General features: G+C 51.5%; 15 protein-coding genes. 12 read left to right on the top strand and 3 right to left on the bottom strand.

Features of this window, described 5'->3' with window-relative positions:
- Window positions 1-29: 29 nt before the first annotated feature.
- From ACGSLL_RS06625 to ACGSLL_RS06600, 6 genes are all read left to right on the top strand, one after another.
- On the top strand, window positions 30-1,277 hold the full coding sequence (locus ACGSLL_RS06625) for a tyrosine-type recombinase/integrase (protein ID WP_394504274.1): 1,248 nt from the start codon (window positions 30-32) through the stop codon (window positions 1,275-1,277).
- On the top strand, window positions 1,274-3,622 hold the full coding sequence (locus ACGSLL_RS06620) for a site-specific integrase (protein WP_394504272.1): 2,349 nt from the start codon (window positions 1,274-1,276) through the stop codon (window positions 3,620-3,622). The genes ACGSLL_RS06625 and ACGSLL_RS06620 overlap by 4 nt, the downstream gene beginning before the upstream one ends.
- Window positions 3,619-5,688, top strand: a complete 2,070-nt coding sequence (locus ACGSLL_RS06615) for a tyrosine-type recombinase/integrase (RefSeq protein WP_394504269.1) — start codon at window positions 3,619-3,621, stop codon at window positions 5,686-5,688. The genes ACGSLL_RS06620 and ACGSLL_RS06615 overlap by 4 nt, the downstream gene beginning before the upstream one ends.
- Window positions 5,685-6,191, top strand: coding sequence for a hypothetical protein (locus ACGSLL_RS06610; RefSeq protein WP_394504267.1), 507 nt, complete (start codon window positions 5,685-5,687; stop codon window positions 6,189-6,191). The genes ACGSLL_RS06615 and ACGSLL_RS06610 overlap by 4 nt, the downstream gene beginning before the upstream one ends.
- Window positions 6,188-7,021: a thymidylate synthase gene (locus tag ACGSLL_RS06605; RefSeq protein ID WP_394504265.1), complete on the top strand. Its 834-nt coding sequence runs from the start codon at window positions 6,188-6,190 to the stop codon at window positions 7,019-7,021. Before ACGSLL_RS06610 ends, ACGSLL_RS06605 begins: the two co-directional genes overlap by 4 nt.
- Before the next feature lie 98 nt (window positions 7,022-7,119).
- Window positions 7,120-8,823 (top strand): Shedu anti-phage system protein SduA domain-containing protein, encoded by a 1,704-nt coding sequence (locus tag ACGSLL_RS06600; RefSeq protein WP_394504263.1) that lies wholly within the window; start codon window positions 7,120-7,122, stop codon window positions 8,821-8,823.
- Between the two features lie 146 nt (window positions 8,824-8,969).
- Here the strand turns inward: ACGSLL_RS06600 and ACGSLL_RS06595 are convergent, their stop codons facing one another.
- The 3 genes from ACGSLL_RS06595 to ACGSLL_RS06585 form a co-directional block, all read right to left on the bottom strand.
- Window positions 8,970-9,587: a hypothetical protein gene (locus tag ACGSLL_RS06595; RefSeq protein ID WP_394504261.1), complete on the bottom strand. Its 618-nt coding sequence runs from the start codon at window positions 9,585-9,587 to the stop codon at window positions 8,970-8,972.
- A gap of 10 nt (window positions 9,588-9,597) precedes the next feature.
- Window positions 9,598-9,825 (bottom strand): hypothetical protein, encoded by a 228-nt coding sequence (locus ACGSLL_RS06590; RefSeq protein WP_394504259.1) that lies wholly within the window; start codon window positions 9,823-9,825, stop codon window positions 9,598-9,600.
- A gap of 94 nt (window positions 9,826-9,919) precedes the next feature.
- On the bottom strand, window positions 9,920-10,396 hold the full coding sequence (locus tag ACGSLL_RS06585) for a helix-turn-helix domain-containing protein (protein WP_394504257.1): 477 nt from the start codon (window positions 10,394-10,396) through the stop codon (window positions 9,920-9,922).
- Window positions 10,397-10,572: 176 nt separating this feature from the next.
- Here ACGSLL_RS06585 and ACGSLL_RS06580 point away from each other — a divergent pair, with 176 nt between their 5' ends.
- The 6 genes from ACGSLL_RS06580 to ACGSLL_RS06555 all read left to right on the top strand — a co-directional run bounded on the left by ACGSLL_RS06580 (window position 10,573) and on the right by ACGSLL_RS06555 (window position 18,208).
- Entirely contained in the window at window positions 10,573-11,307 is a 735-nt protein-coding gene (locus ACGSLL_RS06580) for a metallophosphoesterase (protein ID WP_394504254.1), read from the top strand.
- A 75-nt stretch (window positions 11,308-11,382) separates the two neighbouring features.
- Complete coding sequence (locus ACGSLL_RS06575; protein WP_394504252.1) at window positions 11,383-11,700, top strand: hypothetical protein; 318 nt, start codon at window positions 11,383-11,385, stop codon at window positions 11,698-11,700.
- A gap of 98 nt (window positions 11,701-11,798) precedes the next feature.
- Window positions 11,799-12,296, top strand: a complete 498-nt coding sequence (locus tag ACGSLL_RS06570) for a hypothetical protein (protein WP_175385222.1) — start codon at window positions 11,799-11,801, stop codon at window positions 12,294-12,296.
- An 81-nt stretch (window positions 12,297-12,377) separates the two neighbouring features.
- Entirely contained in the window at window positions 12,378-13,007 is a 630-nt protein-coding gene (locus tag ACGSLL_RS06565) for an HAD family hydrolase (protein ID WP_394504250.1), read from the top strand.
- Window positions 13,008-13,793: 786 nt separating this feature from the next.
- The gene (locus ACGSLL_RS06560) at window positions 13,794-15,668 is read left to right on the top strand and encodes an AAA family ATPase (RefSeq protein ID WP_394504247.1); all 1,875 of its coding nucleotides are present in this window, start codon (window positions 13,794-13,796) and stop codon (window positions 15,666-15,668) included.
- Window positions 15,669-17,035: 1,367 nt separating this feature from the next.
- Window positions 17,036-18,208 (top strand): hypothetical protein, encoded by a 1,173-nt coding sequence (locus ACGSLL_RS06555; RefSeq protein ID WP_394504245.1) that lies wholly within the window; start codon window positions 17,036-17,038, stop codon window positions 18,206-18,208.
- Window positions 18,209-18,453 lie beyond the last annotated feature (245 nt).

Here is an 18,453-nt window from a genome sequence, read left to right as displayed (position 1 = left end):
TACGGGCCGCCTTGAGGAGAATGGAAGCAGTGAAGGTCATCGCAATTAAGGGCAAACCCCTAGATTTCAGAGAGTCCCCAACCAGGCGGGACGATCCATCCGAAGAATCCCCGTTCCAGGAAGCCGTGAACGTCACAGGGACAGCCGTCTTTGATGACGATGAGCGCCTCATGCCCTTGATATCGAGTTACCTATCCCACGCGCTCCGGGAAGCCGATATATCCCAGCAGACGGCCATCACCTATGGTCGCAACCTTGGGTACACCTGCGAGTACCTGATGAACCGCCGTGAGTTCCGTGATTGCGAGCGTGACTCAGCGTTCTTGGAAATCCGCACCCACGTGATCGAGGAGTACTTCGCTCACCTGCGCGAGGCAGAAGGCCTTTCCAAGAAGACGGTGCGCAACCGGGATTCGTCTTTGATGGCGTTTTTCAACGATTCTCTATGCCGGGGAGTGGACGACGTACCTGCGCCTCGTACCGCGCCTAACCCTTACACTGCCGGGTACCTATCTCCCCGTCCTAACAAGAACTTGGTGGTGGCCTGTTCCCTGAATAATCTTAGAGAGCTCATCCTGGCCACGCAGAGTGAGCGTGAGCGTTGCTTGCTCCAGTTCATGTACGACGCAGGCGTGCGCCGCTCAGAAGTCCCGCGAGTGACCCTCAAGGCCATCGATGATGCCCTTCAATTCCAGGACACGTTGTTCATCTCGCCTGGTGTTTCAGAACCGGTGAACGCGGACTACTGCCCGCTGCATATTGATGGAAGCAAAGGCCCTGCGGACTCCTTCAAACCCCGTCAGACGTTGGTCAGCCGCGCCACGCTGCTGCGCATCAAAAAGTACCATGCTTCGCCGCTGTACAAAATGACTAAGCGTCAATTCAAGGGGGCTGAGAACACCCCTGCTTTCCTGAATGCGGAGGGGGGTGAGTACACCCCTCGCTCGATCTCCAAGCTCTTGGAGCGCACATCCGAGCGAGCGCTGAACCTGCTGAAAATCGACAGGATGATTTCTCCCCACAAGTTGAGGCACGGGAACGCCTATGCCCTGTTGAGGACGCCAGACATTGGTAGTGATTACCTTGACCGGCTAGTGACCGTGCAAAAGACGCTGGGTCACTCGCGCCTCAGCACTTCGGAAACCTATACCCAGATCCCCTACGACCTCTACCAGAAACTCGTACGCCCCGGAACTGAAACCAAGACGAAAGCAGGCGAGATGGCTGAGCTTTCCCAACAGACGCGCCTGAGAATTGATGCGGGAGATATGAAATGAGTCGGCTGACTAAGGATCAGGCAGACGCCGTCATTGAGTCATTTGTGGCTCGCGCTACTGATGATCGGGAGTCGTTGCTGAAGGTATGTCTGAGTAGGGGAGACGAATTGGCGGTGGCTCCTAAATACGTCATCGAACAAACCAATCTAAACCCCGCAACGATTTCGAAGCGTGCCCCAAGCTTTGAGCCGATCTTCGATGCGATGCGCGCCGAAGGCATCATTGTCCCAGGTCATTCGTCGAACGCTTGCGATTGGCGCCGTAGGCTGCTTGCTTGGTATGAAGGCATGCCTATGGAGGAGAAGTTGGCCATACCGGTGTTTGGCAACAGCATCAAAGATCGAGGCTTCTTGAGCGAGATCCCTGAGTTATCAGGCTTCAATGGAGCGAGAACGAGATATGAACTCGTGAGGATGACATTCGAGGAGATCCTCGATGACCTCCGAAAGCTCGGCGTTCTTGATTCCAGCTACCAAACTGTTGAGCAACGGGTTGCCTCGAAAACAGAGAGCAAACCCACTGAATCTTTGCGAGACGTCTTCAACGCTTTGCGCTCAGTCCGCATCCATCGCCTGTCTGACCTCGCAAGCCCGGAAGCGGAGCGTCCCTTCCAGCACTTGCTGCACCTCTTCAGCGCTTCATCAATGAAGAGCAGTAGCACTTCTGGTCAGAACAATTTCATCGAAGCTTTCAAACACTACCGAGCCTATCTCACGGAGGCCAACTACACAGGCCTGGAGGATATCCGGGAGCTGGTAACGCCGTACTCCCTTCCTAAGTTCAGGGGCTATCTCCAGGACAAGATCCTGGAGCGTTCGCTATCGACCAGCCACAGCAGCACCCTGATGAGCTCTGCTCGGAAAATGATGGCACGCGCAATCCAGATTGAGGGCCTGGGGCTGACCAGTTTCGTCGGTGCTACAGGGTTTGATACTGAACGTGAGACTGACCAGTACAAGCCTTACCCCCAGTCTGTGCGAAACCGAATCTCGCGAGTCATTGAGCAAGAGATTGAGGAAACCAATCGCTTGGCCCAGCCTTACGTTCCAAGCCAGGCAGGGGAAAATCCGCTGAACCCTGACGGAAAAGTACGCCGAGGCTTTAACACTCTCGATAACGCGCGGTGGATTTTTGAGAACAAACTCGACTGCAAGCCCCTGAACTTCGAATCCGTAGATAAAAAAGACCCCTATCAACGGGCGTTCATGTCGATTATTTCGGCTTCGTCGATTTCGATCTTCGAGGTTTATAAAAGCTGGGGCGTGCAGTATCAGGTTGATGGTCGAGTCATTGCGCCGTACATCGCTCGACTTGCCCAGGTCACCGGGATGAACGCTGACTCGCTGCTGGGACTGGAGCTAGATGACTTCATTGAGCGCCATGATTTAACCGATCGCCCTTGCTTGCTGTATTGGAAAGAGCGTTCTGAAGGCGCGAAGATGCTTCATCTCGATATTTTCCATGCGGAAATCTCTTGGCTGACGACCTCCCAAGGCCGTGTGGTCAAGCAGATCTTTGACGATGTGAAGCATCTGACCCGTGAGATCCGCTTGAATGCGCCTGTCGAGGCTCAGAACAAGCTCTTCATCTACCGTTCAAGCTCTCCCAGGAAATACGGGGTTGTGGATTCCTTTGAGAACTCTGGTGGCAACCAGCTCAACAAGACCTTGGATAAGCTCTCTCAGGATCATGGGCTGCTTGACGAAGATGGCAATCCTCTCAAGCTCTCTCCGTCACGTTTCCGACCAAGCTTCGTGAGCGAGCTGATCGAGCGCGGCGTCTCTCCACGTGAGATTCAAGTGCTTCTGGGACATAAGAACCTCAGCACCACCATGGCCTATCTGGATCAGATGGACTTCAACCCCATGGCGCGCCGGATGCTGAATAAGGTTCTCCATGAAATGCAGCAAGACACGCTGGAGGAGGCTCCGAAGCTCATCCCGACCAAGACTATCGAGTCCACGCCCGAGGCGATGCCGCTGCGGTCTGGCCTGGCCACCTGCATGAACGTTTTTGACCCGCCTGCTTTCATCAAGGCTTTGGCAAGCTACGACCCCAGCAAGCCCTGCACGCTGTTCAACATGTGCCTTTCATGCAGCAACAGCATCATCACGGTATCGCACCTGCCGGAACTCTTCGCCATGCGGCGCGACTACCAACGGATGATTGAGGTCAACCGGGTGCTCGATACGCCCTACGGAGCCGTCATCCTGGACAACCTTGATGTGCTCAACAACCTCCTTGATCAGGAGACTTCGGACTTTTCCGTGGAGGAGCTGACCAAGGCTGAGCGCCTCTCTGAAAACCTGCAGGTCAGTATTTTGACCGAGGGAGTAACGCTGTGAACGATGCTCTGATCCCTGAACTCGCTGCGTACAAACAGTGGCGTACAGCTGCTCACACCCTGCTGCTTGAGTTGCGCAGGAACATCGCCGATCCGACTCCTGTGTCGCTGGAAGCACTCTCTTGGTACCAAGCGCTGATGGCGTTGCCTGTCAGTAAGACATCGGTCTTGGGCGACGCCGTCTGGGACTTCAATGAAGATCATCCGAACGCCGCCAGGAACGTCCAAGGAGCCAAACTACGGCTCAATTTTGAATCGTATCCATTGCTCAATCAGTCTGCGGTCTTGGAGGTCAAGGTGGCCCTGTATTGCTGGCTGAAGATGCCGGCGGCAACGCGCTCGTTTGCCTCGCCAACGAACATCAAGGCCAACACCGCCATTTCGTGCATGAAGGCTGGATTGAGCTTCCTGGATACGATGTCAGGGCAGGCGCGTCAGTTGATGACGGATGAGTTCTTCGAGGTTGGACACCATGGTCTGACGTACTTCGACGCGGGTATGTACCGGGAGGCAGCGCTCATTCATCCGTACGCCTTTGGCCCTGATCTCAAGAAGTTCTTTACCTTGGTCAGGTCGCCATTTTTCCAAGAGCAAATTTTCGATAAGCCATTAGCCCACGTCGAACTGGAGTCACTGGCTTGGGCCAGGGTACTCAAGCATGTCCCTGCTTCCGAGCGAACGTACCGGATTCTGCCGAACGATGTATTCGAGAAAGCTTCTCGCGAGGCGTCGTTCGCGGTTGTCGACTTCCTAAGCACCCTCAGAGAGCCTGTCGATGACCTAGTCGCCCTGACTCGCCAGAACGCCAGTGGTTATTCGTTGGCAAGGGCCCAGGAGCTGTCGCGGTACAACTTCGATCTCTACGTAGCTCTGCGGCTCCGCAGGAAAGGCTACGAGTCCGGCGCGATGGCTGAGGCGTTAGATGAGGTTCGATCTGAGTACCTGTCGGAAATTGGTCAGCATGATTTCAAGGCACCTGTAACCTTGGTCAAGCTCACCAGTGCGAAATTGGACGATGAGTTTCGTCGGTACGTCAATTTCGTCTCGTACAGTGCCTGCTATCTTGTGGCGCAGTACACAGGCATGCGGCCTTCAGAGCTTTCAGAGATCCTGGTCGAGTCATGCATGGAGCAGGAGAGCGATTACTGGTTGCTGATCAGCAACGTGATCAAACATCGCCAAGGCTTAGCAAAGCTGTTCGACGACAAGTGGATCGCGATTCCCATCGTGCGTGACGCTATTCGTGCTGCTTGCCTCATCGCTAAGGTGAAGCAGAATCCTTACTTGTTCTCCAGTGTGGATACCGTCGCGCAGGACGCCGAACCTAACTCAATGTCCTCGCTTGGTATCACTCACCAGTTCAGAGCTTTCTTCGAGGAGATTCTGACGGATGAGGAGTTCGAGTCGCTGGAGTTCTCGCCTTACACGTTGCGACACACCCTGGCCTATCAGACGGCCAGGGCTGAGCTTGGGCTCCCATTCATCTCTCACCAACTAAAGCACTTTGGTGACCTTATCGGTGGTGCTGGCCAGAACAAGGCGTTCAGTGCGGTGACGCTTGGGTACGGAGCGATCGCTGAGATCTTGTCCAAGGGTGGGCGTTCATCTAGCAAGACGCCGACGCAAATGGCAGAGGAGGAGTACATCCTGAGCTACTGCGATCCTGACGGGAACTACGCCGGCCCCAATGCAGAGAGCCACAAGGCGCGGATGAAGAAGGTGTTCAGCGGGTACATGGCGGCTGGCTACACCAAAGAGCAAATCATCGCCCAGATGGCCAAGAAGCGCATGGCGATCATCAATGTGGGGCAAGGCTTCTGCTACGGCGGTCAGCGCGAGGTATTTGACGAGTCTCTGCCCTGCATCGGATCGCTGCGTTGCAATCCGAATCGGTGCAAGAACGCCGTCGTCACCAAGGCTCACGCTCCTAAATGGCGGGAGATCTATGTGCAGAACAGCTTGGCCTTGAGCTCTCCGAACTCAGCAGGCGCGGAGGAGGAATTGCGAGCGGCGATGGAGGAAGCCAAGGGTGTGTTGGAGCATCTTGGTGAGGAGGTTGAGGTATGACAGGCCAGGCGTTTGATGCCAAGAATAAGCTCGACTACGACCGGAACACTGAGCTGCTGGCTCAGGGGCTTATGCAGATTGCCTCTGATCCGAACTTGAAGCCGACGATGGCGGAGCTTAGCCGTATCACCGGCATTCATCGCAATACCATTCGCCAGCGCGACTTTCCGTCGCAGCGGCTTGAGGCGATCAAGGACAACCGCCGCCTTGCAGTGCTTGCGCAAAGGGTCAAGGCCGAGAAGAAGCAGGATCCTAAGACGATTCTGATGCAACGCCTTGAAAAGAGTCGATTGGAAGTGCTTTATTGGTTCAATAGGTATCAGGAATCTGAGAACTCTTGTGCAACGCTCGATAAGAGATTGGACACTGTCCGCGAGTCTAGGGACTACTTCGTCCAGGTCGCAGATGAGCTGCGTAAGAAGATCAAAGAGCAAGAGACTGAAATTTTGAAATTGCGTGACGCGCTGGATTTGGTCAGCGCGAACCTTGAGGAACCGAAATGAAGATGTACCACGATTTGCTGGCCGACGTGCTAGAGAATGGCGTCGAAAAAGGCGATCGCACCGGCACAGGCACGCTGAGTGTCTTTGGTCGTCAATTCCGCCACAACCTGGAAGATGGCTTTCCGCTTCTCACCACCAAGAAGCTGCATTTCAAGAGCATCATCAACGAGATGATCTGGTTCCTGAACGGTGATACCAACACCAAATGGCTCAAAGAGCATGGTGTCAGCATCTGGGATGAGTGGGCGACTGAAGACGGTGACCTGGGCCCAATCTACGGCAAGCAGTGGACGGCCTGGCCTACCCAGGACGGCAAGACCATTAATCAGATTGACTACGTCATCAACACGCTCAAAACGAACCCAAACAGTCGTCGCATTCTTTTCCACGGGTGGAACGTTGAGTACCTTCCGGATGAGTCGGTAAGCCCACAAGAGAATGCGCAGAACGGGAAGATGGCACTGCCACCTTGCCATTTGCTCTATCAATTCTATGTGGCAAATAATAAGTTGTCCGCGCACTTATATATTCGGTCTAGTGACCTATTGCTTGGGAATCCCTATAATTTGGCTGGAGTTAGTTTTTTAACTCATATGTTGGCGCAGCAGTGCGATTTGGGAGTTGGCGAAGTTGTAGTTACCATGGGTGATGCGCATATTTACTTGAATCATATTGAGCAAGTAAAGCTGCAACTTACTCGTGAGCCACGCCCTCTTCCGAAGTTGGTGTTCAAGCGTAAGCCAGCTAGCATCTACGATTACAAATTTGAGGACTTTGAGATTGTAGGGTACAATCCTCATCCTCATATTCCTGCTCCAGTATCCATTTAATTTTCTGAAGATCAGATCCAGATAAGTCGAACATGACAATTTCCCCTGTGTCGACTTTCTGGATTGTTAGGTATTGTCTCGATTCTTAGGGGCGCTATATGTATGAGCAGGTCGATTACGCAAAAGCTTTTTCTGACTTTCGGAAACTGATCGCGATTACCAAACCGTGCAAAGAAAAGCTGAGCGCCGCAACACCCATAAAAATATCAAATGCTTATCGAGTGAGAGGGGAAGAGTTTAAGGGGCGCCGAACGGTATCTAAAGGTGAGGAGGGTCGTGCTAAGCAACTCAAAGAGGCGCACCATGAAAAACACCTCCATCAGGCCATAGTCAAGCACCCATTTTTGCTTCATACCCCAGAGCTTTACGCGGGTGGCCTATATCTTGAAACTCTAATAAATAAGTTTTCCTTGCATAAGGGCCATATAACAGATTTTTTGTATGTGACAGTGCAGGATTGCACGATTCGAGTGACGTTGGTAGAGATCGAACAGGCTGCTTGGCGTATTTTCGATAAGGATGCTTTAGGTAAGGTGACTTTTCACGCAGAGACTAAAAAACCTTTTAGTCAAGTTGCTGATTGGCAGAAGGAACTTTCCAGCAGTTTTGGCCGAGAAGCGCTGCTGTGGAAGCTTCAAAGCATTTTCAAAGGATATCCGTACCCAATCTTCAGTCAAGGGAAAAATTCCAAGCTTAGTGTTCGTTTGGATATAGGTTACGTCTTGATTATGGGTAATGAGCTCCCTAAGTCCCAAGAGCAACAACAGCTCATTGATCAGATGTACCTAGATAATAATATTTTGTTCATGACGTACCCAATGATGCTTGCGGAGTCAGAACGACATGTTTCTGCAAGAAATGTAATCTCTGTGGGGACGTACGGGCCGACAGTGAAATCCGCTTGCAATCCGGACGCTTTGCACCCGGTCTTTTCTTTCCCTGGTGGTGATTCTTTTGACCCTCATGGAATCAAGAGGTATGGGCTAGGCCATCCCAATGCCTCCCATCCCAGTTCGATTGCTCAGCCGCGTCAGCTTAAGAAGGCGTTTTATCGATCACAAGGCTTGTGCGAAAAAGATGGATGCGTGGCTTCTTTGTTTGAAGCAGGAGAGTTTGTAGGGGATGTTGTTTGGATTTTTAATCAGATAAGTTCCGACTATAATACGAGGAAAAGACAGAAGCCATCTGATGACCTAGATCATTGTGCTCTCGCCTGTCCATTGCATAGCGGCATGCTCTCATTCAATGATGGTCAATGGCGTTACTTGGGTGAGCCGCATCCCCAAAAGAGCCAGATGAGCTATCGTCGGGCATACCGTGCCGACCTAGATACTGCTTCACAAAATTTTGTACGCCGACGCGTAAAAAACATATCTTCTGATATTGTCGAGGCGCTTGAGATAGATCAGCTCAATGAGCCCGATCTTGCAGATCAAATTCATCGTTGTGCTTTGGCGTTGAGAAGCCTGCCATTTTATAGCAAGATCCTTATTCGAGAGATATTGAAAGATCACTATAAGTCTCGTTGCGCTTCGCGGGTAGATCGGTCGGTAGAGATCGCAGGGAAAAGTTTGGCGTGGTTTTTTTTGCGCACCTTCGGCCTAGTCGAATGCAACCCCTCCGCTGAGCGTTACAGGCAGATGGAGCCAACTATCTTTAGCAAGTCTCTAATAGATAGGATCGACCTGCTATTTAGCAGTCGGGAGTTTTTTGCTTTTGCGGAGCTTTGCAATGCCAGTGCTGATGGTCTGCGCCGTGAACTCAAAAGAGCAAGGGATGAGTCTGTGAAAGACAGTTGTTGAACGGCTAAGTAATGGTGCTGAGGCAAAACTTTTATTGTGAGGTCGATCAGTTCAAGTGGCGATTGAGCGAGCTGTTCGGCCAAGGCAGTCTTCCACAGCGATGGTGAATGAGGTGGTGCGACCTGGCCTTGAGCCGGGCACTTGAGCTATCTCATGTACATCTGTTTGGTGCGAGTCATGTTGATTCGATAACTGTCAGCGAACAGGCCATTGGTCTCCAGTACGACTTCGTTCTTTTTCGTACTGCGGATGTCGTATCGCTGGGACTGAGCCATGAGGAGACCATGCTCCAACTCGGTTTCCTCAGCGCTTGGAGGGTGCGAGGTGTCAGGGATTTTGAGGGTCATGCCAGCCAGCAATCTGGAGGCTACACGCATTCTTACGCTCAGCAGTTTGATGACCAGCTCATCGTCGGAGGCTTGCCACTCTCCATTGCCATCGAAGTTATAGATCGTGGTGTAGGGAGAGAGCGGGACAGGAAAAAAAGTAGTGCTCTTCAGAAGGCCATTGATTCGGTATGTCCTGTTACGAAAGAACTCTGTAGTGCCCTCAAAGCCAACAACTCCATTGCGTTGAGGGTATTGGTATTTTTCATACCACAAGCCCAGCAGTTTTGGGTTCAGACCATCGGGTGTGCTCGGCTGAACCATGTAGGGTGCCAGTGGCCCTAGTATGGTTGATATGTCTCTGAGGTGCGGAATGAGAAAAACGATTCCCGCCACGATGCTTGCCCACCAGCCGACATGGGACTTACTCAATTTCATACCGCTTTACTCACCATGCAGAAACTCCTTGTTCGACCGGTGGTGAGGAGTCCCACACGTCCAATTTACGGTGCCACAGGTCGTGCGCTGCCTGTTTAGAAAACCCAAATTTTTCGGTGATCTGCTTCTGGCTGAGACCTTCAGCCTTGAGCTGGTGCACCTTTCTCAACCTGCCCTCGTCGATGAGTTTGCCGGGCTTTCGCGGCGATAAACCCCGGATTACCTCGGTTAGCTGCATTAACAACTCCGATGGAACATTTCGTGGATAACATTCTACCGAATCGAAACGTTCGCTATAGACCTGTGAGATCCTATTCGTGACTTCTGAGGGGTTATCCAGGCAGATCTTTGAGCCAATAACGCCTGACACTCGCTTCAGGTATAGCAAGCACCCGGCTCACCTCCGCCTTCGACATGCCACTGGCCTTGAGCTCTAGCACAGCTCGGATTCGATCTGGGCTGCTGGGTTTGCCTCGCGTGCGCTTTACCAGCCCTTCACCAGCGTCCCAGTGCTTCTTCAGGCCCTGCAAGCCTCCCAGGGCTATGAAGCCCTCCAAATCCTGCGAAGCCTTCGCCATGACATCGATAGGTGATGACCCATCTTGGAGGGCCTGACACAGTGCGACCAGAGCCACGAGGTCGAAATCTAGGGTCAGCGCGATCTTGCTCAGCTTGACCAAAGAGACCTGCGTTTTCCCTTGCTCCAATCGCGACAGATTGGCTTGGGAACTGATCTCGGCGAGCTCCTCCTGGGCCGATCCTCTAAGGTCGCGCAGAGCTCGGACTATTGCTGCTATCTCGTTCTGCATGCTGAGCGCTCAAAACGAAGAATAGGGCCACAGCGCCATGCGTCGATAAATATCGAAAGATGGCAATAATGGCGCTTATCGTTTATCGTGGGCCTACAGATGACAGCCTCGCCGCGTCCGGGCGACCGGCCAGGGAGTGATCAATTTATTAGAAAGTCGACGTCAGCAGGCTAGGGATGAAGCTTCACATACTGTCTGATTTACATTGTGAGTTCGCCGATTTCGTCCCCCCTGTGGTGGACTGTGACGTGGTCGTATTAGCCGGCGACATCCATGTGAAGTCCAGGGGGGCCAGATGGGCCAGCCAGGCCTTCAGCACGCCTGTCGTCTACGCCATGGGCAATCATGAGCACTACAACGGGAATATAGATCGAACTCACAGCAAGCTGCTTGACGCTGCTGAGGCGCACGTCCACGTCTTGGAAAATCAGGTTTTAGAGTACGGTGATGTGCAGTTTCTCTGTGCTACGGCTTGGACAAGCCTGGCCGCGACCGGAGACCCATTAGCTGCTTCTTGGTGTGCTCGTGACTCACTGAATGACTTTCGCGCTATCCGTGTCGGTGAACAGTATCGGCGTTTGCGCCCTGACGACCTGATCGCGAGAAATCGAGAGACGAAGGAGTGGTTAGAGGCTCAGCTGTCGCTGCCATTCAACGGTAAGCGTGTAGTTGTGACTCACCATCCGCCTCTTATGAAGTTCGTGAGTGACCAAGGAGCCGATCCTCACTTGCGAGCAGCCTATGGAAACAATTGGGATGGCCTGATGGATTTCAAGATCGATCTATGGATCTTTGGCCATACCCACGAAGCAGTGGATGAGGTTGTTAATGGCGTCCGGTTTGTGAGTAATCCTCGTGGTTATCCCACCGAAGAAACTGGCTTTCGGCCAGACCTAGTTGTCAGTGTATGAAGACTGATTGGGCTGCCGTCGTTTAGCTTTTTCAGTAAGTGAGTAGGTTTCAAATTCGAACGTGATGGAGAATCCATGAGTTGTCTGAATTCCCAGGACTGGGTGGTTGAGGGCGTAATACGACTGCCCAGTCTGGTGTCAGCTAAGTTGGCGATCGCGCAGGCCCATGATTGGGGTGCACTAGTGGACGCGTACCTGGTAGATGCAGCTGAAGTTGGCGATCGTTTCGTTGCGTATGTGTATGGCGATCTTTCAGGGCAACTGGTTGATGGGATGACAATTGTCACACCACCTAGTGAGGTGATAGCGGAGGTTGAAGGCATGGCGTTATTGCGGACAGTGTCAGGCAACGATCATTACGTCATGGTCAGCCGATTGCCTGCCGCCGCTTGAGTGCCCCCGCGTCGTCGAGGCCGCTGTCTCAGCCTGCTTCATTAGGCCCCACCGTCATCTACTCCATTAATAGTTAATGTGTGTTTAAGGGAAGAAGCATGTCCGAGTTAAAGAAATTGACATTGACTGTTAAGAACTATGATGCTCAAGCGAGCGGTGATCTAGACGCTCTCTATCGACGTGTTAGATATGAAGATGAGCACGGCGCTACTCTCTATTTCAAAGAGGTTGTGATGCTGAAGTACCTGGCGAAGCATGGTGCTTTGGCGACTGATGTTCCGCGAACTTGGTACTATAAGCATGCCTCAAAGAAATCGATAATTGTTGTCGCTTTTGAGAAGGCTGGTGGGAAAGTTGAGTGCGACTTGGATGATCTGCGAATTATTGCAAGGTCGACTTTGGTAAAGGGTGTGGTTATTTCGCTAGCAGCGGTTCCAGCTGGGATTATTGCTGCAACGGCAACCTTTGGAGTTGGGCTTGTCATTATTCCTATGTTTTTGTGGTATGGGTACAGGAACGTCTTCAAGCTTCCGAAAATGCTGGGTCGAAAAACGCTGGTGGATGAATTTTCAAAATTTGGCGTTACTCTTCGGTAGCTTGGTTTTTTGGTTGTTGAACTTGATTCTCGTTAGAGTGGCTGGCTGTCTTGCGGACGCTGAACAGCGAAGGAAACTCAGATGAAGACCAATGCCGTTATCTTTGACGCCTTCGGAACGCTGGTCGAGATACAGCAGCCGACACATCCGTTTCGACAGTTGCTTCGAGAGGGGCGACGCCAAGGCCGCTTGCCTCGCGCTGATGACATTCGAACGATCATGACCCGTTGCCTTTCTCTAAGCGAGGCTGCGCTGGCCTTTGGTATCAAGATCTCGCCCTCCCAACTCGCATTTCTTGATCAATGCTTGGAGGAAGAGCTGGCAAGCATTCAGCCTTATCCAGACGCGGTTGAGGCCGTTGGGCTACTGCAAGCTGCGGGGGTGAGACTGGCCGTATGTTCAAATCTGGCAATGGCCTACGGCCCCGTAGTGGAAAGGATTTTCCCGCACCTTGGGGCCTATGGTTTCAGCTATCGCATTGGTGTTATGAAACCGCAAGCCGCCATCTACCAGCACACCTGCGATCTGCTTAATGTCCGGCCAGAAAATGAGCTCAGCGGTCAGAGGCGGATCGTCATGATTGGCGACTCAGAAAGGTGTGATCGGGATGGGCCTGGCCATGTTGGTATCAAGGGTTACCTGTTGCGCAGGAATGGAGACGGGGCTTCCAATCTTTCCCACTTTGCACGATCAGTGCTGAGTGATAGGTAGCTGCGAGCAGATCTTCAATTCGATGGTAAGCGTTGCGTCTGAGCTAATGGGCCGTGCTAGGAGGTGGCCCTGTCCATGCGTGCCAACGGTCAGTGGGTTGGGAGGCTTAGTTCCTAGAACGAGGCTTGAAAGAGCGCTGGTAGCCCCAGGCGTGGATCAGGGCCGCTACGATGCGCACCACTATGACTTCAACCAACAGCCAAGCCAGGACAATGAGTGTGTCTAGACCGCATGCGTGCAGATCATGGCTGTTCGGCACAATCGCTGAAGGGTTGAAGTCGATGGGTAATTGCACAGACTTGTCCACCCATTTGCATTCGACCTGACCAGTCATTTGCATCGGGCTTGACCAGCATAATTCGTAGACATGACCGGCAGAGATCGGCCGATTGTGTTGAAAAAGTCGGCTTTCCCGAAACACTCGAATATTTAGGGATGAAAACACCTCAGTTGCACGCGGCTATGCGAAATCCGAGTCCTGAGCCTTCTGCCAAAAATTCAGATTTCAATCTCAGGCGCGTACTTTTCTGGCGCGGAATTCGAAGCCGACTTTTTCAACAGAATCGGCCAATAGCGGACGGTGGCGCCGATGATGGCCTTCAAGCATTAGTGAAGGCATAGCTCGGAAAATCGATAAATCACGCTTCTTTGCTAGGGTATGAAAGAAGTACTAGCCTATCCCTCTAATACGCTGAACCATGGAGCCTTGTGATCAATTACCCCCTGTAACTCAACGCCACGACGCTGTGATATTGTAGTGATATCAAAGCCTGAGGGGATAGAGAAATGACTGGAGTTCGCGTTGATAAAATATACATCCAAAATTTTAAAAAAATTGAAAATCAGGAAATAGTTCTTAAACCTATCACTGTGTTAGTAGGGGGCAATACCAGTGGAAAAAGTAGTATTCTTCAGGCAGCACAGCTCTGCACGTCACTAATGCAATCTGCTTATATTGAGAATACAGGTCGAACTATTAGAAAGCTAAAAACATTAGCATTGGACGAGGTTTTTTATCGTCCTACCGAAAAGCTTTTGAGCTTAAGGCATGGAGATGCTGCTAGCCAAACCAAAGGTTTCAAGCTTGGGTTCGAGTGCACACTTTCTAAACAAAACGAAGAAGCCGAAACGCTTTCTCTATCAGTTGCTGTAACGAGAGGAAAAAATGCAAACCTCGCCTTAAAATACGAGGGAGATGACAAACTAATGCCCACCATTGGAGACAGGGATTTACCATTTTCCATTTTCACTCCTGGGCTTTCAGGCATTCCCCTAAAGGAGGAATGGAAAACTAGAGGTGCACTTGATGCCGCAGCTATGCACGGTGACGCAAATCTATATTTGCGAACTCTTCTAGACCACCTTCTACATAAAGATTTACCTGCTGATACAGTTTCAGAGTGGTGTAGGGGCGCCTTGGAAATTGAAGACCTACCTGAATCATCTTCATGGCGTGCCTTTTGTACTTTTTTAAATGACTGCTACCCTGGTGCTTATGTATACATTAAGCACAACAGCGCCAAGGATCGCTATATTGATGTAAGTGTGGAGTATAGAGGTTTGGAATTCACACTCGACTCCTCGTCAACCGGAATGTTGCAAGTAATTCAAATTCTTGCGTACGCGTGCTTCTATGCACCACCACTCCTTCTACTTGATGAGCCTGACGCGCATTTACATGCAGACAGTCAAACTCGTTTACATCGTGCACTGAAGGCGCTTACTACGAATACGACTACAAGAGTCGTATTGGCAACACATTCACCTCAACTACTCCAGTTAATGATGGATGACCATGATGTCAAAGTAATTTGGTTAGATTCCGGTAAAGAAGTATCAGTCCCAGACGGCCAACTCCCTGCGATCCCCATACTGATGGAGCTCGGAGCCCTTGCACTTGGTGCACAAGTATTTGACCCAAAAAACAAACTTATAGTTTTGACTGAAGACAAAGAAGCGGACTTTATAAAGGTTTTTGTTAAAGCCAACTACGAGGGGAGTTTTGCGTGTTTGTCCTATCATGGCTGCGGAAACTTATCCGGTGCGCGACAGCTTTCCGTATTGCTAAGTGAACTTAGACCTGACGCGAGAATTGTTATACACAGAGATCGAGACTTTAGAACTACCGAAGAAATGTCATTTGAGCTTGCACTGGCATCTGCGCGCTTTAAACTGGATGGATGCGAGAAAACCTTTGAAATGTTTACCCCTCTAAATGATATAGAGCACTCATTTCTGAATTCGCATCACCTTGAGGAGAGCCTAGCCAAGCTCGCCAATCCACAGCAGATCCAAGATGCACTAAGCAATGCTTTGGCAATAAAGCGCGATGAACTTACCGCAAAAATACATTCAGCTAGGGAAGTTATCAAAAGAAACTTGTATGATTGTGAAAGAATGAAGAAAAAGTTAGAGGGTAGAAAGTCTTCCGGCATCTCTCTAAAACCTCCAAAAAACAAAACATTTCTCCCTGAAGATGGAAGGCATCCCATCGAAATTTCTCAATGTCATGGAAAAATCGCCTATCGTTCGTTTATTGCAGAGCTTCACAAAATAATAAAAGGTGATAGCAGATCAATAGAGCCGAAGATTATGACCTGTACGGAGTTTCTTCGTGATAAAAGTTGGCACGAGCTTCTGAGTGGTAAAGCCGAAGGATAGTGCTCGCGCATTGGGCCATCACCTCTGCCTCTCTTCCACGTCATCGATACGACCTATGGCATGACCGAGCGGTGTTCCATTTCTTGACGGAGTCAGAGGATCGAGCCAAATACATTCAAGTCATGAACGCAAGCCTCAAGCCAGGCGGAATTGCGATCATCGGCACGTTCGCCGAAGAGGGGCCCAGTCAATGCAGCGGGCTACCAACCGAGCGCTACAGCGCTACAAGTTTAGTCACAATATTTGGTAGCCAGTATGAAGTGCTAGAGCATGCGTATGAAGAGCACTGCACACCCAATGGCGGCATGCAGAAATTCTTATACGTGTGTTTTAACAAGCTGCCCCACAATAAGATTTGACCGTGACACTGCTCAGGCCTTCCTGACTAGCCTTTAGCCGCGTCGCAAAATGTATGACGCTGCTGAACGTCTGCAATGGGTTGTTGGCCGCCTTCGCGACTGACCGCGACGAAAGCTACAGTTGGTGAACAGCAGCGATCGGCCGCAGGCGGACGCACCTTATCTAGGCGATAGTGCGAACGCATGGTTACATCGAATGCAGCCGGGATCATCAATTCTGCAATGAGACATCTTAGGTGAAATGAGTTCGCCGGGTGCTTACAAAATTCGGTCTGTAAACCAAATTTTTAAACTGTAAACCCCTGCGGTTAACACGTTAAAAAATTGGTTTACAGGTGCATCTGGATTCTGGCCGCGCTTGGGGCTATTTTGCCAATTTATTGATAATGCGAGCCCAATGACCCTACTGTCTGATGGTCAGCTCTGGTCTCTTGCCTGCAAAGCCTATGGGCATGATCTTGCTGGAATCCTTCGATCGATTGTGAGCGCCTACGAGCGTCGTCCGGGGCTGAGTAATTCTATCCGTGCTCACAGCGGTTATCGGCGTTGATGGCTTTACAGCGCTCCGAGAGGCCCTTACTACGCAGCGCTCTAGCTTCCATCAGCTCGAAGGTTACTTGGAGATCCGCGAGCCTCTGGCGTGGCATCTCGTACGCCATCTGCAGCATAAGCTGATAATCGATGGGCATGCCCCTGCTTCAATTCGTGATCAGTGTTTTGCGGGAGACCTGGGACTTTAATCTTGACCCGGTGAGGCAGCTAGTCGTGCACTTGGTGAAGACGAACCTGATCGTCATCAGTCGTGTCGGTCTCTCTGCCCGACTTCGATCGCTGCTGTTCGGACATCCACTTGACCGCGTCGCTTAAGTCTACTTTCATTCCTGCGAACTCCGTGGGCGTTAGCGGCCCAGAACCTTTCTTATTTTACATGGCGCTTTCTCATAGGCTCGGCAGCGCCCCATATCGTCATCGGTTAATCTCTACTGATCACAGAACGGAGTCGAGCTCGTGACTAGAAATCCAGTTGAGCGGGCCCTTATGGCACGAGGGGTAGACAGTGCGTTGGCCAGGAAGCTGAGGGAGGCGAAGTGGACGCTCGCGAAGCTCCAACTACAGCGTCCGGAGAAACTGCTCGAACTGGGGCTCAGTGAATCCCTCGTGCCCAAAATCCTCGGGAAAGGCAGGCCGCCGATACCGCTGGATGTCCTCATCAAGACCCTTTATGACAACCGCTGGGTTTGCTGTGTCTGTCGAGACGCTGAGCGCCCGGTAGTCGTTCACCACATCAAATCATGGGCGGAAAGTCGCGATCTCTCTCTGGCCAACCTCGCAGTCCTTTGCTCTATCCATCATGGGGAGGCGCATTCCACGCACGCTCTGGAGCTTACGCTCACCGCTGACCGGCTCAAGGCAATGAAGGCAGCCTGGGAGGATAAGGTCAGTCGTGACGATCCTCTGGCCATATTCAAGTCCACACAGCTAATGAGTTGCCAATGGTGGTACTTCAATCACCTCAGGGTTTTCGAAATCGCCGAACATGTCGGAGTAGAAATCACCCAGCTCAAGGGTTTCCAAGCCGCCCTACGGAATGGCGTGTGTGATGACGAAGGTTACCTCTGTTCCAGTGAAGGTCTCTTATACGTTGGTCAGGCTCGGTCACTCTCGCTGTATCGGTACATGAGCAACATGCTGAAGGCAGGCATTGAACATGCCTGCGTCCGTAACATTTCGGATGACCTAGATCGGGGCACACTCGATATTCTGGTCACACCTGGCGATCTGGTGTTTGTACAGGGTTCGTATCACTTCGCAGATATGCCTCCTGACGGTTCCGGCGCTGACATGGTTCGGGGGCGGCGGAGAGTCAACAAAGTCGAAATCACGTTCGTCTTTGACAGGAACGAAGGTACGTCCGGCTCAGCACGTACCGAGTGGCTTCTTGGAGTACGCTCTTTGGGGTGTTTGCTACGTGCGAACAAGCTAGAAAGAGACCTCAAGGGCACCTTGCATATCGAAGCTACAGTGCTGGCGATTCGCAGCGCCCATGAGGAATTGAAGACAAGGATGTATGACATTGGCCTCTATCAAAGCGGCCTAATAGGTTATGTGGTGGAGGATGAGGAATTGGAAGATTTCGATCCTGAGGACGACGAAGAGAGTGACGATGCGCTTCACTTCTAGCTCGGATAAGACCTAAGGCCAATCCTCGCCGGTCGCGACCTAAATCGACCGCTACGGGATGAAGGCGCAGTCTTCAGGCCAGGTTCGGCGTCGATCCGTAAGCGTCCGGAGAAGTCATCTACTCGATCCCTGCGATGACTGGATGTGTACGGCAACGTCTTTCAGCAGGCTTTTGAGTAGGTATTCACCCATCCCTAGCCCGCAAAACTATATTCGCTAGCTCTTAAATCACTGTCGATTTCTCG

Origin of the sequence: Pseudomonas retamae, assembly GCF_043496865.1 — a bacterium.
GTDB classification, from domain to species: Bacteria; Pseudomonadota; Gammaproteobacteria; order Pseudomonadales; family Pseudomonadaceae; genus Aquipseudomonas; species Aquipseudomonas retamae.
The sequence above is the reverse complement of the archived record's forward strand: the minus strand, read 5'-3'. Positions and strand labels throughout refer to the sequence as shown.

What these genes read in the sequence shown, in the direction of transcription:
- ACGSLL_RS06600 (WP_394504263.1), top strand. Translation starts at nt 7,120, where the DNA reads ATGTATGAGCAGGTCGATTACGCAAAAGCTTTTTCTGACTTTCGGAAA.
- ACGSLL_RS06565 (WP_394504250.1), top strand. Translation starts at nt 12,378, where the DNA reads ATGAAGACCAATGCCGTTATCTTTGACGCCTTCGGAACGCTGGTCGAG.
- ACGSLL_RS06590 (WP_394504259.1), bottom strand. Translation starts at nt 9,825, where the DNA reads ATGCAGCTAACCGAGGTAATCCGGGGTTTATCGCCGCGAAAGCCCGGC.
- ACGSLL_RS06595 (WP_394504261.1), bottom strand. Translation starts at nt 9,587, where the DNA reads ATGAAATTGAGTAAGTCCCATGTCGGCTGGTGGGCAAGCATCGTGGCG.
- ACGSLL_RS06580 (WP_394504254.1), top strand. Translation starts at nt 10,573, where the DNA reads ATGAAGCTTCACATACTGTCTGATTTACATTGTGAGTTCGCCGATTTC.
- ACGSLL_RS06570 (WP_175385222.1), top strand. Translation starts at nt 11,799, where the DNA reads ATGTCCGAGTTAAAGAAATTGACATTGACTGTTAAGAACTATGATGCT.
- ACGSLL_RS06610 (WP_394504267.1), top strand. Translation starts at nt 5,685, where the DNA reads ATGACAGGCCAGGCGTTTGATGCCAAGAATAAGCTCGACTACGACCGG.
- ACGSLL_RS06560 (WP_394504247.1), top strand. Translation starts at nt 13,794, where the DNA reads ATGACTGGAGTTCGCGTTGATAAAATATACATCCAAAATTTTAAAAAA.
- ACGSLL_RS06585 (WP_394504257.1), bottom strand. Translation starts at nt 10,396, where the DNA reads ATGCAGAACGAGATAGCAGCAATAGTCCGAGCTCTGCGCGACCTTAGA.
- ACGSLL_RS06575 (WP_394504252.1), top strand. Translation starts at nt 11,383, where the DNA reads ATGAGTTGTCTGAATTCCCAGGACTGGGTGGTTGAGGGCGTAATACGA.
- ACGSLL_RS06620 (WP_394504272.1), top strand. Translation starts at nt 1,274, where the DNA reads ATGAGTCGGCTGACTAAGGATCAGGCAGACGCCGTCATTGAGTCATTT.
- ACGSLL_RS06605 (WP_394504265.1), top strand. Translation starts at nt 6,188, where the DNA reads ATGAAGATGTACCACGATTTGCTGGCCGACGTGCTAGAGAATGGCGTC.